The organism is Thermoflexus sp. (assembly GCF_042408815.1).
GTDB lineage: Bacteria > Chloroflexota > Anaerolineae > Thermoflexales > Thermoflexaceae > Thermoflexus.
In genome coordinates, this window is the sequence record NZ_JBHOQR010000019.1 from 17,897 (window position 1) to 30,939 (window position 13,043).

Annotated in this window: 13 protein-coding genes and 2 tRNA genes; 4 read left to right on the plus strand and 11 right to left on the minus strand. The window is 65.9% G+C overall.

Annotation, left to right across the window (positions count from 1 at the left end):
• Nucleotides 1–70: 70 nt before the first annotated feature.
• Together ACFMO3_RS06275 and menC are read right to left on the minus strand one after the other, a co-directional pair.
• Nucleotides 71–901 (minus strand): tRNA (adenine-N1)-methyltransferase, encoded by an 831-nt coding sequence (locus ACFMO3_RS06275; RefSeq protein ID WP_376789567.1) that lies wholly within the window; start codon nt 899–901, stop codon nt 71–73.
• 17 nt (nt 902–918) lie between these two features.
• Complete coding sequence (gene menC / locus ACFMO3_RS06280; RefSeq protein WP_376789568.1) at nt 919–2,028, minus strand: o-succinylbenzoate synthase; 1,110 nt, start codon at nt 2,026–2,028, stop codon at nt 919–921.
• 338 nt (nt 2,029–2,366) lie between these two features.
• Here menC and ACFMO3_RS06285 point away from each other — a divergent pair, with 338 nt between their 5' ends.
• Together ACFMO3_RS06285 and ACFMO3_RS06290 are read left to right on the plus strand one after the other, a co-directional pair.
• On the plus strand, nt 2,367–3,353 hold the full coding sequence (locus tag ACFMO3_RS06285) for an ABC transporter ATP-binding protein (protein WP_376789569.1): 987 nt from the start codon (nt 2,367–2,369) through the stop codon (nt 3,351–3,353).
• The gene (locus ACFMO3_RS06290) at nt 3,317–4,336 is read left to right on the plus strand and encodes an ABC transporter ATP-binding protein (protein WP_376789570.1); all 1,020 of its coding nucleotides are present in this window, start codon (nt 3,317–3,319) and stop codon (nt 4,334–4,336) included. The genes ACFMO3_RS06285 and ACFMO3_RS06290 overlap by 37 nt, the downstream gene beginning before the upstream one ends.
• Before the next feature lie 88 nt (nt 4,337–4,424).
• Here the strand turns inward: ACFMO3_RS06290 and ACFMO3_RS06295 are convergent, their stop codons facing one another.
• The 5 genes from ACFMO3_RS06295 to ACFMO3_RS06315 form a co-directional block, all read right to left on the minus strand.
• Nucleotides 4,425–4,619: a hypothetical protein gene (locus ACFMO3_RS06295; RefSeq protein WP_376789571.1), complete on the minus strand. Its 195-nt coding sequence runs from the start codon at nt 4,617–4,619 to the stop codon at nt 4,425–4,427.
• Nucleotides 4,616–5,590, minus strand: a complete 975-nt coding sequence (locus ACFMO3_RS06300) for a LysM peptidoglycan-binding domain-containing protein (RefSeq protein WP_376789572.1) — start codon at nt 5,588–5,590, stop codon at nt 4,616–4,618. The genes ACFMO3_RS06295 and ACFMO3_RS06300 overlap by 4 nt, the downstream gene beginning before the upstream one ends.
• 168 nt (nt 5,591–5,758) lie before the next feature.
• On the minus strand, nt 5,759–6,376 hold the full coding sequence (locus ACFMO3_RS06305; protein WP_376789573.1) for a TrmH family RNA methyltransferase: 618 nt from the start codon (nt 6,374–6,376) through the stop codon (nt 5,759–5,761).
• 21 nt (nt 6,377–6,397) lie between these two features.
• Nucleotides 6,398–7,195, minus strand: a complete 798-nt coding sequence (gene trmD / locus ACFMO3_RS06310; protein ID WP_376789574.1) for a tRNA (guanosine(37)-N1)-methyltransferase TrmD — start codon at nt 7,193–7,195, stop codon at nt 6,398–6,400.
• A gap of 35 nt (nt 7,196–7,230) precedes the next feature.
• Nucleotides 7,231–8,883: a ribonuclease J gene (locus ACFMO3_RS06315; RefSeq protein ID WP_376789575.1), complete on the minus strand. Its 1,653-nt coding sequence runs from the start codon at nt 8,881–8,883 to the stop codon at nt 7,231–7,233.
• 383 nt (nt 8,884–9,266) lie between these two features.
• On the opposite strand from ACFMO3_RS06315, the gene ACFMO3_RS06320 reads away from it, so the two are divergent.
• Nucleotides 9,267–9,356 (plus strand) — tRNA-Ser (locus ACFMO3_RS06320).
• 5 nt (nt 9,357–9,361) lie between these two features.
• Nucleotides 9,362–9,434: transfer RNA gene (locus ACFMO3_RS06325), tRNA-Gly, on the plus strand.
• 558 nt (nt 9,435–9,992) lie between these two features.
• Here ACFMO3_RS06325 and ACFMO3_RS06330 read toward each other — a convergent pair.
• The 4 genes from ACFMO3_RS06330 to cofC form a co-directional block, all read right to left on the minus strand.
• Nucleotides 9,993–10,445, minus strand: coding sequence for a hypothetical protein (locus ACFMO3_RS06330; RefSeq protein ID WP_376789576.1), 453 nt, complete (start codon nt 10,443–10,445; stop codon nt 9,993–9,995).
• 80 nt (nt 10,446–10,525) lie between these two features.
• Nucleotides 10,526–11,563 carry a DNA translocase FtsK gene (locus tag ACFMO3_RS06335; RefSeq protein ID WP_376789577.1) on the minus strand — a complete coding sequence of 346 codons (1,038 nt, stop codon included), beginning with the start codon at nt 11,561–11,563 and terminating at the stop codon, nt 10,526–10,528.
• A gap of 61 nt (nt 11,564–11,624) precedes the next feature.
• Nucleotides 11,625–12,290 (minus strand): LexA family protein, encoded by a 666-nt coding sequence (locus tag ACFMO3_RS06340; RefSeq protein WP_376789578.1) that lies wholly within the window; start codon nt 12,288–12,290, stop codon nt 11,625–11,627.
• A gap of 101 nt (nt 12,291–12,391) precedes the next feature.
• The gene (cofC, locus tag ACFMO3_RS06345) at nt 12,392–12,997 is read right to left on the minus strand and encodes a 2-phospho-L-lactate guanylyltransferase (RefSeq protein WP_376789579.1); all 606 of its coding nucleotides are present in this window, start codon (nt 12,995–12,997) and stop codon (nt 12,392–12,394) included.
• Nucleotides 12,998–13,043 lie beyond the last annotated feature (46 nt).

Genomic DNA, 13,043 nt, shown 5'->3' on the forward strand with positions numbered 1-13,043 from the left:
GGGGGTGAAGGAGATTTTCTCCGGCTGGATTAGGCGCTCGTGTGGGTTCGTTCTGAATCCAAATCCAAGCTCACCCCGCTCCAGCCTCCGGGGCTTCGGGCTCCCCGACGAGGGCTTCCGGCTCGACAGGCTCCTGCAGGCGTCGGGCGAAAATGAGGAACCCGGTATGGGCTACCATCCGGTCGGCGGGGCGGAAGCGCCAGCTCACCGTGTGATAGGGACGCAGGAGGATCTCCACGGTTTCGACGAGCCCGAAACCATGGGCCGGCAGGGCTTCCAGGAATCGGATCACCTGGTTGGCGGTGGGGAGGATGGCCCCGAAGAAGCCGCCGCTGCGCAGGGCTGCGGCTGCCTGGGGCAGATAGGCCCAGGGCTCTGGCAGGTCCAGGAAAAGGGCATCGGCTTCGGTTTCTTCGAACCCTTCCGCGATATCCCGGATCCGCCAGGTGACCATCTCAGCTAGCCCCACCCGCTCCAGGTTTCGGCGGGCGAGGGCCTGCATCTCCGGCCGCACTTCATAGGTCACCACCCGGCCCAGGGGCCAGACCGCCTGAGCCAGGGCGAGGGTCAATCCGCCGCTCCCGGTCCCCGCTTCCAGAACGAGGCGCCCGGGTCGAACGGAGAGCTTCAACAAGATGTAGCCGATGTCCTTCGGGTAAAGGATCTGGGTCTGGCGGGGCAGGTAGCGGATTAATTCCTCCATCGAGGGCTCCAGCAGCCAGAAGACCTCCCCCCGATGGGAGCGCACGGCGGTCCCCCACGGCCGCCCGATGCAATCCTCATGGGCGACCATCCCCCGATGGGTATGCAGGCGCCCGCCCGGCTCCAGCCGGACCAGGAAGGGCTTCCCACCCGGTCCGATGAGCAGCGCCAGATCCCCGGCTTTGGCTATGGCCGCCATGGAAGTCCTCGGCGGAACTATATCTGGAAAGCCTCCATCCGCAGGGTAGCTCGATCCACCTTTCGTCGATCGATGTGCACGCCCAAGCCGGGCCCTGTAGGCACGCTCAGCGTGCCATCCGGGTTCAGGGCGAAGGGAGGATCAATCAGGTCCTCGTGGTAATAGCGATGGCTGGCGGAGAGATCCCCGGGGAGGGTGAAGCCGGGCAGCGAGGCCAAGGCCACGTTCGCCGCCCGCCCGATGCCGGTCTCCAGCATCCCGCCGCACCACACCGGGATCCCCCGCGCGCAGCACAGATCGTGAATCCGTTTGGCCTCCAGCAGCCCGCCGACCCGCCCGGGCTTGATGTTGATGATCCGGCAGGCACCCATCTCCAGGGCCGCCCAGGCGTGCCGGGCGGTGTGGATGCTTTCATCCAGACAGATGGGCGTGCGCAGGCGCGCCTGGAGGAGCGAGTGCTCATAGAGGTCGTCCCAGTGGAGCGGCTGCTCGATCATCATCAAGTGGAATTCATCCAGGGCGGCCAGGCGATCCGCATCCTCCAGGCGATAGGCAGAGTTCGCGTCGGCCATCAGCGGGATCTCGGGGAACATCCTGCGGATCGCGGCGATCATCTCCACGTCCCGGCCCGGCTTGATCTTGACCTTGATGCGCTGATAGCCTTCTTCCAGATAACCCCGGATTTTCTCCAGGAGGAGCTCATCGGTGGGCTGGAGCCCGATGCTCACGCCCACCGGAACCCGATCGCGGGTCCCCCCGAGGTAGCGGGCGAGGGGGAGGTCGGCCTGGCGGGCCAAGAGATCCCAGAAGGCCGCCTCCAGGCCGGCGCGGGCCATCGGATGCCCTCGGAGTCGTTCCCCGATGCGGGCCACCGTTTCGATGTCCGGGATGTCCTGCCCCAGCACAGCCGGGATCAGAAAGGCCCGCAACACATGCCAGGCGGTTTCGATGGTCTCATAGGAGTATCCGAAATCCCGCGAGGCCACCACCTCGCCCCATCCCTCCAGGCCATCCGCATATACGGTCACCAGGATGGCTTCGCGATCGTGCTCCCGACCAAAGGAGGTCTCGAAGGGCTCCTTCAGTCGCATCCGGATTACGCGGAGCTCCACGCGTTCGACGACCATGGTCCATCGCTCCGACTGGGCTGGCGGAGGAGGCCCGTCCGGGCTCCTCCAGTAGGCGAGCATGGAACCTCGATGAAAAGCTGGCCTTCGACAATGGCTTTGAACCGGTCCAGGGCCGGCCGGATGAGCCGTGAAAAACCCCTTACGCTTGGGCTGGAGCCAGCGCATGGGCCGGATCCAGAGCCCCGATGTCCGAACAGCTTCCCGAGGAACCGTAATCCGTAAAAAGATCTTGACGGATGTTCCCCGCTTGCTTATCATTCTAATGCATGTCGCCCGGGCGGAATGCGCAAGCGATGCCCGGAGGCATGGGATCCTGAACGCGAGGCATGGAGCCAATGCCGCCGCTTCTGGATGTTCGGAACCTGGAGGTGCGTTTCTTCACGCGGGATGGCGTGGTGCATGCGGTGAACGGGGTCTCTTTTCAGCTCCATGAGGGGGAGACGCTGGGGATCGTGGGGGAGTCGGGAAGCGGGAAGAGCGTGACGATGCTTTCCATCCTGCGGCTGATCCCCCAGCCACCCGGCCGCATCACGAAGGGCGAGGTCCTGTTCCAAGGGGTGGACCTGTTGAAGCTGGACGAGGCGGACATCCGCCGTATTCGGGGCTCGAAGATCGCTATGGTGTTCCAGGATCCCATGACCTCTCTGAATCCGGTGCTCACCATCGGCCGGCAGATCACCGAGGTCCTGGAGACCCATCTCAACATGTCTCCCCGCGAGGCGCGCCAGCGGGCCATGGAGCTCCTCCGGATGGTGGGAATCCCGAACGCCGCGGAGCGCCTGAACGATTACCCCCATCAATTCTCCGGTGGGATGCGGCAGCGGGTGATGATCGCCATGGCCCTGGCTTGCCATCCGCAGATCCTCATCGCCGATGAGCCCACCACCGCGCTGGACGTAACCATCCAGGCTCAGATCATCGATCTGGTCAAGCGCCTTCGGGATGAGCTGGGGATGGCCATTATCTGGATCACCCACGATCTGGGGGTGGTGGCGGGGCTGGCCCATCGGGTGGCGGTCATGTATGCCGGCTACATCGTGGAGGAAGCCCCGGTCCTGGAGCTCTATCACAACCCCCGACATCCTTATACCCTGGGGCTGCTCGGGTCCCTCCCCCGACTGGACCGGCGGGAGCGTCGGCGACTGGTCTCCATCGATGGGATGCCTCCGGATTTGCTGGAGTTGCCGGGCGGTTGCCCCTTCGCGCCGCGTTGTCCCTACGCCTTCGATCGCTGCTGGGAGGAGAACCCTCGACTGGAGGAGATCGCACCGAACCATCGCATAGCATGCTGGGTGGATGTTCAGACGGGGAGGCCGCGGTGAATCGGAACGGGCAGGTCTTGCTCCGGGTGGAAAACCTGGTGAAGTGGTTCCCCATCACCCGGGGGATCATCTTCACCCGCACCATCGGCTACGTCCACGCGGTGGATGGGGTCTCCTTTGAGATCCGACGTGGCGAGACCCTGGGGCTGGTGGGGGAGTCGGGCTGTGGGAAGTCCACCGTCGGCCGCACGATCCTGCAGCTGCACCGGCCGACGCGTGGCCAAGTGATTTTCGATGGCATCGATCTGACCCAGCTGAAGGGAAGGGAGCTGCGGCGCATGCGGCGCCGCATGCAGATCATCTTCCAGGATCCCTATGCCTCCCTCGACCCCCGCATGACTGTGGGCCAGATCATCGCCGAGCCGCTGGAGATTCACGGCATCGCCCGGGGGAAGGAGGCGCGGGAGCGGGTGGAGGAGCTGCTGCGTCTGGTGGGTCTGAATCCCATCTTCGCCGATCGCTATCCCCACGAGTTCTCCGGCGGGCAGCGCCAACGCATCGGCATCGCGCGGGCGCTGGCCCTGCAGCCGGATTTCATCGTGTGCGATGAGCCCATCTCCGCCCTGGACGTCTCCATCCAGGCTCAGATCGTGAACCTCCTCCAGGAGCTCCAGGAGCGCTTCCACCTGACCTACCTGTTCATCGCCCACGACTTGGCCATGGTCCGGCACATCAGCGACCGGGTGGCCGTGATGTATCTGGGGAAGATTGTCGAGCTGGCGGATCGGATCGAGCTGTATGAGAACCCCTTGCATCCCTATACCCAGGCCCTGCTCTCGGCGGTCCCGGTGCCGGATCCGGCGGTGGAGGCCCGGCGTCAGCGGATTATCCTGCGAGGGGAAGTGCCCAGCCCGGTCCATCCGCCCAGCGGTTGCCGGTTCCATCCTCGCTGCCCGATCGCCCAGGAGATCTGCAAGCACGTGGAGCCGGAGTGGCGGGAGGTCCGCCCTAGCCACTGGGTGGCGTGTCATCTGGCGGCCTGAGGATCGACGGGCGCGAAGCGCTTTTGGGTTTCCCAATTAAGCGGCTTTCAGCAGGGTGGGGCGCTTGGGTGCCCCTATCCTGCCCGGATTAAGCCGGGCGGCCGTCTCGCCACAGGAGGGGCAGGGCCAGCAGGGCGATGAGCCCGGCCACCCCAAGGGCGGCCTGCTGGAACGGGCCCCACTCCGTCGAACGCCCCAGACGCAACCAGTTAATCCCTACTTGAGCCGCGGCGATCAGCAGCGCCGCTCCCAGCATCATCATGCCCAGGCCCCGCTTGCTCATCGCTGTCCCTCCACGAACACCCGGAAGGTCTTCACGCCTGCCGCGGCGAACCGGGCTTCAAAGTCCCGTGTGGCCCCTGGACCGGTTGCCTCTTCCGCGAATATAATCTGCCGGAACCCCAGTAGCCGATCCTGCCCATCGTAGAAAGCCACTACCACGTTGATCCGGCGCATCGGCGCTTTGTCGGCATTGCGCACCTGGCCGCGGACCACAAAATCCGCCCCCTCCACACGTCCCTCCGCCTGGGCCAGCTCCACCCATCCGTAGCGATTCCCGGGCTCCTGGGTCGGCTCCGCCCGGATCACCTGCGCCTCCGCCCGGGCATAACCCGTCGGAACCGTGTTGAAGACCAGAGCGAAGGGAGACCGCCCCCCCGAGATCAGGATATCCAGGCCCGTCCCGGCGATCCCGCTGATCAGCGCCTGCCCTTCTCCATTTCGAAGGACGATCTGCACCTGAACGTTTCGCATCGGATGAGGCTGGGGATTGATCACCTCACCGATGCAGCTCAGGCTGCCCAGGGCGCTGGCCGTGCATCCGAATCCTTGGATCAGCAGGGGCATGGGGGTGGGGGTGGGAGGACGCGCCGGTTCGCCCTCCAGGCCCGGCATCGGGATCACCAGTTCCTGGCCGATCTGGAGCATAGTGGGATCGGTGATCCCATTCGCCTCCTGCAGGGCGGACACCGAGATCCCGTATTTCTGGGCGATGCCATAAAGGGTATCCCCGGGCTGCACCACATAGATGATCGGCGTCGGGCTGGGCGTCGGCCTCGGGATCGGGGTGGGGGTAGGCACCCGCACCACCACCGGCGTGCTCAACGAAGGAATGGTAGGCGGAGAGCCGGGCGATGGGGAAGGAGCCAGACGCTCCGAAACCACTCGCCCACATGCGGCGGCGATTACAATCAGGGCTACCATCCCATGCTGGATCCCTGCCCCGCGGGCCGAACCTCTCGATAAGGGGGTCATTGAATTGGGCTCCTCCAATATCTGAAGATCCGGTGCTTTTGATTATAAGCCAGAAAGCTCGGTCGGGGTGGGGCGGGTGGTTTCGTCGCACGCCCATGGGGTGGTTGAGCGCCCATCGGAGTGGGCGGATGGCCAGGGGCTATCCCGCTGCTTCCGGGGGTGGTCCCATCACCCGTCGGAACGGTAGAGGGGGTTCCCTCCCCATGCCTGTTGCCAGTAATGATACAGCAGGATGCCAGCGGCGACGGCGACGTTCAGGCTGGGGACTGGGAGGGCCGTCTCGATATGGACCTGAGGCGCCCGCCAGAGCAGGGAATCGGGAACCCCGAAGGAAGGATGCCCCAGGATCAGGAGCATGCGAGGGGGGAATGGAAAAGCCTGCAGAGGAATGGAAGAAGGAGTCTTTTCCGCGATCACAGGCTCGTAGGGGCATGCCTCGCTTTCCATCCACATCAGGAAATCGGCGACTGAGGGGAAATGTTCGATCCGGATGAAGGCGTCGGCGGCGCAGGCGGTGGCGCGATCCCAGAGCGGGGAGCCGATCACCAGCAGGCGTTCTGCGCCCCATGCCACTGCGTTGCGGCAGATCAATCCCACGGTTTTGTCCCCTTCCCCCAAGCTGAAGGCCGCAACGGCGTAGGGGAGGCGCGGGAGCCCGGCCAGCGCCTGCAGACGCTGGCGGCGGGTCTCCGGTCGAACCCAGAATTCTTCAGCTCGAGCCGGCCGCTTCATCTCCACTGTCCGCTCCAGACAGGTCCTGTTGGGCTTCCAGGAGAGCAGCCCCATCCCTATCCTCTTCTCATCGATTCATCCCCTCGTCGGCCCGGTTTCCCCTTCCAGGAGCGGCTTCAGGAGCGCGCGGCGTTCCGCTTCCCATCGGGCGATCCAGGCCCGCTCCTCGTCCGTCAGCGCTGCCCGCAGGAGAAGGTCCGGGCGCCGCTCCCAGGTGCGCCGTAGGGATTGCATCCGCCGCCAGCGGGCGATGGCCGCATGGTGGCCGGAGCGCAGGATCTCGGGGACCTCCCATCCGCGGTAGACCGCGGGGCGGGTATAGTGGGGGTGTTCCAGCAGGCTTTCCGCGAAGGAATCGTGGCGAGGGGCCTCTGGATCCCCTAGCACCCCGGGCAGCAGGCGGACCACCGCATCGATGATCACCAGGGCGGCTGGCTCCCCACCGGTCAGGATGAAATCCCCGATGGAGATCTCATCCGTGACCAGGTGCTCCCGCACCCGCTCATCTACGCCTTCGTAATGCCCGCAGATCAGCACCAGCCGGGGGGAGTGGGAAAGCTCCCAGGCCACTTCCTGAGTGAAGCGGCGCCCTGCGGGATCCAAGAGGATGATGGGGATCTCCTCCCGCGTGTCAGGCGGGGCATCCGAGAGGATGTGCTCCACCGCGTCGAAAATCGGCTCCGGCCGCATGACCATCCCCCCGCCGCCTCCATAGGGGGTGTCGTCGGTCACGCGGTGGCGTCCCAGCCCAAAGGCCCGCAGGGAATGCACCCTGATCTGAACGCGGCCGGTCTCCTGTGCCCGCTTCAGGATGCTCACCCGCAGGGGGCTCTCGAAATATTCCGGGAACAGGGTCACCACATCGATCCGCACCGCTTCTCCCTCGGGCCAGGCGCTTCCCTGCGGCTTCACTCCGTCACCACGGGGATGATCATCGGCCGGCGGCGGGTGTGGCGGTAGAGATATTCGGCCAGGGCGCTCTGGATACGATGGGCCAGGGCCTGACGGGACTTCCCCCCTCCGTTCGCCGAGCGCACGGTCTCGATGATCAGCTCCTCGGCGCCGGCCAACAGCTCCTCCGCCTCGCGGGCGAAAGCGAAGCCGCGGGTGATCAGCTCCGGCCGCCCGATGAGCCGGCCCGTCTTCGGATCCCGCCGCACGATGGCGACCACAAATCCCTCCCGGGAGAGCACCTCCCGCTCCCGCAACACCTCCGGGCCGATATCCCCGATCAGTGCCCCGTCCACGAACACATAGCCGCCTGGCACCCGCTCCGCCACCCGCCCCTGGCCGTCCCGGAACTCAAGGACCCAGCCGTTTTCCACCGTGAAAATGCGCTCCGCCGGGATGCCCAGCTCCATCGCCAGGCGGGCATGGGCCTTGAGGTGACGGATCTCCCCGTGGATGGGGATGAAGTACTGAGGCCGGACCAGGTTGATCATCAACTTGAGCTCCTCCTGGCTGGCGTGGCCGGAGACATGGACGGGGGCGATGGGGTCATACAGCACATCGGCCCCCCGCTGAAAGAGCCGGTTGATGGTTCGATGCACCATCTCCTCGTTGCCCGGGATCGGGTGGGCCGACAGGATCACCGTGTCGCCCGGGACGATCCGGAGTTGAGGGTGCTGGCCGACCGCCATGCGGGCCAGGACCGAAGAGGGCTCCCCCTGGGCACCGGTGGTGACGATCACCACCTGGTGCGGGGAATAGCGATCCACCTCGTCCAGGCGGATCATGACCCCGGGTGGGATCTCCAAGTAGCCGAGCTTCTGGGCGATCTTCACGTTCTCCAGAATGCTGGTCCCGGCGAAGGCCACCTTGCGGCCGTGGCGGAGGGCCGCCTGGATCACCTGCTGAAAGCGGGAGATCAGCGAGGCGAAGGTAGCGACGATGATGCGGCCCTTGGCCTGACGGAAGACCGCGTCGAAGGCTGCATCGATCACCCGCTCCGATGGAGTCCACCCAGGTCGATCTGCGTTGGTGCTGTCGGAGAGCAGAGCCAGGACTCCCCGCTTGCTGAACTCCGCGAGGGTTGCGAAATCCGTCGGCTTGCCATCCACCGGGGTCTGGTCGAACTTAAAGTCGCCGGTGTGGACGATCAGGCCCGCCGGGGTGGTGATCCCCAGCCCTACCCCATCGGGGATGCTGTGGCAGACCCGGAACAGCTCCACCGTGAACGGCCCGATGGTCAGACGGTCGCCGGCCTGGACCGTGTGGAGGGGGACGCCCTCGGTGACCTTCGCCTGCTTGAGCTTGACCTCGATCAACCCCCGGGTGAGGGGCGTGGCGTAGACCGGGGCCGGGATCTCGCGGATCAGGAAGGGGAGGGCCCCAATGTGGTCCTCATGGCCGTGGGTGACCACGATGGCCCGCACCCAGGCCTTTTTGTCCCGGAGATATTGCCAATCGGGGATGATGAAATCCACCCCCAGCATATCGTTCTCCGGGAACATGATCCCGGCGTCGATGATCAGGATGTTGCGGCCATATTCGATGGCCATCATATTTTTGCCGATCTCGCCGAGTCCCCCCAGAGGGACGATCCGTAAAACCTGTGCCATGGAGCCTATCTCCTGTTCTGGATCGAGATTCCACGGCGGATAGGAGGTCGCGGAAAAGCGCTCCCAAGGAATATTTTGACCCTGCTTCCTTATGTAACCCAAGGGGCCCTGAGATCCGAGCCCAGCCCGGGAGGTCCTCAAACAAAAAGGCCGCCAACGCCCCAGCGGGCAGCCGGCGGCCCCATCCCGAACCATCGGTATAGAACGAGTACGGATCTCCACTGTCTTCATCGTATCCGCAAAGCCGGGTTTCGTCAATCTTCTGGCGCTGGCCTTCGAGACGCGGGAGCTCTATTGGAGCCCCTCTGAAGCTGAGCGCATAGGCGGGGCGTGGCGTTCGGAGCCACACCCTCCGTGTGGCGGTCTGGAGTATAATTTGTGGCGGAGGGGTGGCCGAGTGGACGAAGGCGGGTGACTCGAAATCACCTGTGGGCCCGAAAGGCTCACCGCGGGTTCGAATCCCGCCCCCTCCGCTCGTGCGGGCGTAGCTCAGACGGTAGAGCGCCTCCCTGCCATGGAGGAGGCCGCGGGTTCGAGTCCCGTCGCCCGCTCTGTGACCCGAATAACCCAGAACCCTCACCTGGCGCTGTCAGTGCTCTCCTGGGCCGTTGGAGGGCCAGGGATCCAGCGCAGAAGGACCCTCGGGGCCTTCGGGGGGAGGCTGACGGGCGACCTCGCCCCACGCCTCGAGCGATTCCTTACTGGGGTGTGGTCGGCCCGGCCGGCCCTGATGGCGGATCAGATGGGCTGGACGCTGCTGCGGACGGCTGTGGATCGGGGGCCCGCGGGCCGTGATGACGATTTTCGATGCGACCTCCCGGGAGTATTCGTTGATGACCACCGGCCCGGTCTCCTCCCTTTCCTTCAGGCGTTGCGAAAGAGGCCAGCGGACGAATTGGGGAACTTCGATCTACCGAGAGGAAGCCATGACGAAAAACCCCGCGGATTCCCGTCGCCCTCGGCCGTGAGGAACACCGGGTGAACCCCACGCAGAAAAACGAAGGGGGAGGCTTCCCGATCACCTCCCCCATCGTTTAGAGATGGGAAAATCGCTGAAGGCGGCTCCCGGGAGGAAAGAGGCATATCGCCATGCCCCCTCACCCTCTATTCTATTCCTCCTCCCCTTCTTCCCCGATCACCGTGAACGTCCGGGGAGCCGGGGGCGGAGGAAGCGGCCAGCTACGGTGGAAATCCGGCACCGGCGGTCCGGGCATCCAGGCGATCCATGGGATCCACGGCATTCCCAGGAGGGGAAGGCCCGGCGTGCCCGAGGGCCCCCGCCCGGGAGCGCCCGCCCCGATCCTCGTTGGGAATCCATACCCCTCAGCTCCCGGCATCCATCCCGAATGCCCGTCTCGCCCCACACCGGCGTAGGGATCCGGGAGGTTCGCCCGCTGGATCCCCAGGGCGACAAGGAGAAAGGCCATCATGGTTCCCATGGCCACCCCAACCATCACCGCCAGGCCCCATGCGCCCAGATGAATCCCCACCCAGATGGCTCCGCTGATCCCGAAGGCGGTGGTGAAGAGCAGGAGCAGAAGTCTGAGCAGCACCTGCCTCATGGTGGACTCCTCCTGGTTCAGGATCGCTGGAAAAGCCAGGGCACACCGCCATGCGCCCCGGCCCATCTCGCAGGGTCCCCTTACGGCTGGGGTGCGCCAGATCCCCGGGCGATCAAGGGAAGGAGCGGCCGGAGCTCCTCGGGCGCGAGATAGGCTGCCTGGAAACGAGTGAGGGCCCCACCCACCACGGCGATGAAATCCCCCTTCCCCGGCAGGCGCTCCGCGCCTGTCCCCCCGATCCCGGCCGCCACCCGGGCGTCCTCCGCGGAGACTACCCGCCCCACCAGCCGGGCCGGGAAATTGGCCGTCAGCCGCCCGCCCAGCAGCGCGGCAGTCGGCTTCTGGGTGCAGGCCAGCAGGTGGATCCCGGCCTCTCGCCCCCGCTGGGCCAGCCGGGTCAGCAGCTCCCCTACTTCCCGCCCACCCTGCTGCACCAGATCTCCCAGCTCGTCGATGACGATCAGCAGACGGGGCGTGAAGATCCCCTCCCGGGAGCGGCGCTCCATCAGCCGGACGGCTTCCTCCAGGCTGGCCGTCGCTTCAGGCATCTCCCCCGCGGCGAATGTCCACACATGGGGAAGCTCCCGGAACGCGGCGAAGGCTGTTCCCTTGGGATCCACGAGGATCAGCATGAGCTGGCCAGGACGGTGGGTCATGAGCAGGCTGGTCAGCATCGTCCGCGCCAGCGAAGTCTTCCCCGATCCGGTGGTCCCGGCGATCAGGATGTGGGCGACCTGCGGGCTGGTCAGGCGGATCAGCAGCGGCGCCCCGTCAGCGGCCAGCCCCAGGAGGGCGGTATAAGGCGGATAACGGGACATCGATCGGCGGACCTCTTCCATCAGTGGAAGGAAGCGCACCACCTGGGGATCGGGGCGGGGGATTTCCAGCTGCACCACCGGCCCTTCCCGCTGGATCCGCACCCCAGGCACCCCCAGGGCCATGGCCAGCTCCTCCGCCAGCCCTTTCAGGCGGGACCACCGGACGCCGGGGGCGGGGACGACCTGGAAGAGGATCGTCGTCGGCGTGACCCGGCCGCCGGTCACCCGCCCGGGCGATCGATGCTGCCAGAGCACCTGCTCCACGAGATCCGCCTGGGCCTCCAGCCACCTCCGCTTCATGGGGAATGCCTCCTCTGATCCAGTGAACGCCTGGGGAGATGCAGCGCCCATGCGCCTTCGGCTATCCTTCCTGAACGATGGCCCCCAGATCCCTCACTGGGCCGAATCGGAACGCCACGCGTCCCTCCAGCACCCACATCCGCCGATCCAGGCGGATCGGTGGCAGCTCCGGATGGGCGGGTCGCAGCCAGTAGATCGCTTCATTCTTCCGCGTGGCACCCTTCGCCTGTTCGATGACCAGTTCCTTCAGGGTCAGCTGATTGCGACCGCGCAGCCGCGCCACCACCAGGTCCCCGGAGCGGACCTCGCTCCAGGTCACCGGCTCAATCAGCACGATGTCATACGGCTGAATCCCTCGGCCGATCATAGATTCCCCGCGGACCCAGAGGGCGAACTGGCAACGGCGAGGCACCCAAGCCGCGGGCAGGCGCAGGGTCCCCAGATCCTGGGGGATGACCTCCACCACCTGATCCGGCGAGGAGGCGGGGACCACGCCCTTCAGGGGGATCGATACGGGCGGGGGCGGAAGGGAGACCGGCCGCCAGGTTCGATGTTTCCCGGGTTCGCGGGCCACCATACCTTTTTGAACCAGCGCGAGCAGGTGATAACGAGCGTGGGAACGAGAGGCAAACCCCATCTGCCGGCGGACCTCTTCCAGCGTGGGGCTATAGCCGTGGGTTTCCCAGTATGCTTCCAGATAGCTCAGCAGCCGATCCTGGTCCACCATCGCTCCCCCGCATTAGAACATTTGTTCTAATTGAGAGCATAGCCCTTTTGCAAGGATTTGTCAAGGGGGCAGGGCGATTTCGGCAGCGGCCTGCTGGGGTCTTACAACTTCTTCCGATCTGCCCGGGCGCGCCACGCGGCCCAATCCGCCTCGGTGTCCAGGTCGAAGGTCAGGGCCTCGTGATGGAAAAGGCGCACGGGGAGGCCCCGGGCCCGGGCTTCCGCCTGGAACGCCTCCAGGCTCCCTGGGCCGAATCGGAAGGGGAGGGCTTCCGGCGGGCGCAAGAGAAGGGCGTTGGTGCCCTGAGCCCGTTGATCGGGGACCAGCACCAGGCCTCGATCCGGGAAGCCGGCCTGGAGCAGGGCCTGGATCGCTTCCGGGGTCACGCGGGGGAGGTCGATGGGGAGCACACCGATCCCACCCGCGCCGTGGCGGACCGCATACCGGCGGGCGGCGGTCAGGGCGCGGTTCAGATCCTCCCATCGGTCAAAATACGCATCCATCCCCATGCTCCGGGCCAGGGCCAGCACCCGGAGGTCGGCGCTGATCACCAGGGGATGGACTTCAGGCACCCGGGTGACTACCTGCAGGGTGCGTTGCGTCAGCAGCCATGTGAGGCGGATCCGTGCCCGCCGCGGGAGCACGGCCGCCAGACGGGACTTCGCCCGCTCCAGCCGTTTCACCGGGATCAGGAACCAGATCTCCATGCGCCTTCCGATCCAGCGGTCGACTCCACGGAGAGGACAGGGGATC

Coding starts and splice junctions, on each gene's coding strand:
- ACFMO3_RS06275 (WP_376789567.1), bottom strand. CDS start 901: ATGGCGGCCATAGCCAAAGCCGGGGATCTGGCGCTGCTCATCGGACCG.
- menC (WP_376789568.1), bottom strand. CDS start 2,028: ATGGTCGTCGAACGCGTGGAGCTCCGCGTAATCCGGATGCGACTGAAG.
- ACFMO3_RS06285 (WP_376789569.1), top strand. CDS start 2,367: ATGCCGCCGCTTCTGGATGTTCGGAACCTGGAGGTGCGTTTCTTCACG.
- ACFMO3_RS06290 (WP_376789570.1), top strand. CDS start 3,317: ATGCTGGGTGGATGTTCAGACGGGGAGGCCGCGGTGAATCGGAACGGG.
- ACFMO3_RS06295 (WP_376789571.1), bottom strand. CDS start 4,619: ATGAGCAAGCGGGGCCTGGGCATGATGATGCTGGGAGCGGCGCTGCTG.
- ACFMO3_RS06300 (WP_376789572.1), bottom strand. CDS start 5,590: ATGACCCCCTTATCGAGAGGTTCGGCCCGCGGGGCAGGGATCCAGCAT.
- ACFMO3_RS06305 (WP_376789573.1), bottom strand. CDS start 6,376: ATGGGGCTGCTCTCCTGGAAGCCCAACAGGACCTGTCTGGAGCGGACA.
- ACFMO3_RS06315 (WP_376789575.1), bottom strand. CDS start 8,883: ATGGCACAGGTTTTACGGATCGTCCCTCTGGGGGGACTCGGCGAGATC.
- ACFMO3_RS06330 (WP_376789576.1), bottom strand. CDS start 10,445: ATGAGGCAGGTGCTGCTCAGACTTCTGCTCCTGCTCTTCACCACCGCC.
- ACFMO3_RS06335 (WP_376789577.1), bottom strand. CDS start 11,563: ATGAAGCGGAGGTGGCTGGAGGCCCAGGCGGATCTCGTGGAGCAGGTG.
- ACFMO3_RS06340 (WP_376789578.1), bottom strand. CDS start 12,290: ATGGTGGACCAGGATCGGCTGCTGAGCTATCTGGAAGCATACTGGGAA.
- cofC (WP_376789579.1), bottom strand. CDS start 12,997: ATGGAGATCTGGTTCCTGATCCCGGTGAAACGGCTGGAGCGGGCGAAG.